Below are 2,263 nucleotides of genomic sequence, written 5' to 3'. Positions count from 1 at the left end.
TCTCTTTGGGTGATGTTGTTCTCGTCAAACACCATTCTACCAAAGATTTGGGCACTTTTTCATATTTTCAAAGAGCGTTACTTTCGAAATTCAGGTTAAATATTTGAATAAAGATGAAATGAGTACATATAAAAGAAATAATTGGATAACTGTTTGAAATACAATTATGATTTCCACAGAATTAGTCAGATTTAATTGGGCTTTGTTTAGTAATAAAAATCCATCTAAAATGGCGAAAATTATAATTTTAATAAGTGTAGTTATACCAAAATTCTCTTCGACTAAATTACCAAAGCAATTACATTTAATCGTTTGTTTTTTCAACAAAGTTCTTATGCTAAAAAAGAAAAATAAAGCTAGTAAAATCATAATTAAAATTTGAGTATAAAAAGAATATGAATCAGTTAAGATACTAACAGAAATTATTATTTCTAATATTGGAAATCCAATGGATACAACTCTGCTTGCAAAATCATGGAGCCCTAGTTGGTTAAGTGTACTTCTAAAATTACTTAGCGATAAAAATTTGCTAAAACCAGAAGTTAGAAAAATTACTGAAATTAGTATGATGCAATACTGACTTAATATTAACAATTGTTATCTCGCCTCCCAAATTTAGAAAATATACAAAAAAACAGAAAGACACTTGTTTGGTTTGATAGAATAAACATGAAGGTTTTTTTGCACAGCAAAAAAACCTGTAACCGAGTTACTAATTAGGCTGGCCCCGCTAAAGCTGACTAATTAGTAACTTTTTTTGTTGCCAAACATAAAAGAATGTATTATTTCAGGTATTTATGTCTAAAACTATCGACTTGTTATTTTTACCATAATAAATAAATTTTGTAAATAATTATTTTTAAGTATTAATATTTACAATTATTTTCCACCCCATATTTAGAAAATATACTAAAAAATAGAAAGACATTTACAAAGGCTTGTTTGGTTTGATAGAATAAACATGAAGGCTTTTTTGCACAGCAAAAAAACCTGTAAACCGAGTTACTAATTAGGCTGGCCCCGCTAAAGCTGACTAATTAGTAACTTTTTTTGTTACCGAAAATTAAAAAAATGTTTATTTTTGGGATTTATATCCAAAATTATCCACTCGTTATTTTTATCATAATAAACATATTTTGTAAATAGTTGTATTTAAAATATTAAACTTAGTTTAAATCTTCCATGTATTTTGTTCGTTTTTCTCATAATTTCTCGAAATAGATAGGCGAATCACTGAAAAGAGTGTCCAGACACCTTCACTTTATTAACATGTCCAAGCCCTGTTTTCATTGTCATGCCTATCTATTTTCGAGAAATCTGGGAAAAACTAAGAAGTGCCCTTTCGCAAAAAATGCGAACAGAGCCGTTTTTTTGCTATTGTTCCACGGAAGCGAAATCGCCGCTTACAACCTAATTTGGTCTAATAGCCCCAATACCAGCGAAGCTGTCACTAGGGGATAAGTTAATTCTGAATTATGATAAACCCCTTGAAAATGCTGGCTCCTGCAAGGGATTTCACCTAAGTTTTGAATTTAATTTTGGAATTGGAACTTAGGTTGGCCACATCCCTATAAAACCTGTTTAATTAGGCTCAAACACCGTTGAATTTTCAAATTTTGTTCCGATACACGTCATTTTAGAACTTTCAACGCACATTTACCAGTGTTTTACAGACGTTTGCGGGTGGTGTCAGCTACGCTGGTACTACCCCATCTCACTGGTCACAAGGCTGCCGCCCGCACGGGCCGAGTCCAGCGCCGGATGGTCTGGTCTGGGCGCATGCCCGGAGTGCGGAACACCATGTCGCCCCCAACGCGATCTAGGTAATTCTCCCCTAGGCGCAACTTGACGCCTAGATCGTCCCACTCCTCCCGGGGCAGTGCCAGGTTGCGATCGCGCAAGGTGACACGCGCCCAGCCGAGCATAGCATGCGGATCAGCGGTATGTTGCTGAAACCGGCGCCGATGACGGTCATAACGTTGGATTTCATGTAATTCAATCCAACCGAAGGTGATCTTTTTCTGTGAAGCGGCCAGTGGTATATTTGGACGCGCGTCCTACTTAGGGTATATTCTATGATGTCTTCACGGGTGGTCGAGCCCATGCGGCTTCTCTTCCTTTCCCGTTCAAACGAAAAAAGACCACCCGAAGGTGATCTTTTTTCTGTAAAGCGGGCGGCGGGAATCGAACCCGCGCGATCAGCTTGGAAGGCTGAAGTTCTACCATTAAACTACGCCCGCGTGCGTATCGGGACGACACGATT

The 2,263-nt window shown here is 37.1% G+C and carries 1 protein-coding gene and 1 tRNA gene; both read right to left on the bottom strand.

The features are described from left to right. Positions 1-90: 90 nt before the first annotated feature. Positions 91-594 carry a MauE/DoxX family redox-associated membrane protein gene (locus tag G519_RS53855; protein ID WP_029198996.1) on the bottom strand — a complete coding sequence of 168 codons (504 nt, stop codon included), beginning with the start codon at positions 592-594 and terminating at the stop codon, positions 91-93. Positions 595-2,169: 1,575 nt separating this feature from the next. Beyond that, positions 2,170-2,240, bottom strand: a tRNA-Gly gene (locus G519_RS0138110). Positions 2,241-2,263 lie beyond the last annotated feature (23 nt).

The sequence above is a fragment of the Paenibacillus alginolyticus DSM 5050 = NBRC 15375 genome (genome assembly GCF_000422905.1).
GTDB classification, from domain to species: domain Bacteria; phylum Bacillota; class Bacilli; order Paenibacillales; family NBRC-103111; genus Paenibacillus_E; species Paenibacillus_E alginolyticus.
The sequence above is the reverse complement of the archived record's forward strand: the minus strand, read 5'-3'. Positions and strand labels throughout refer to the sequence as shown.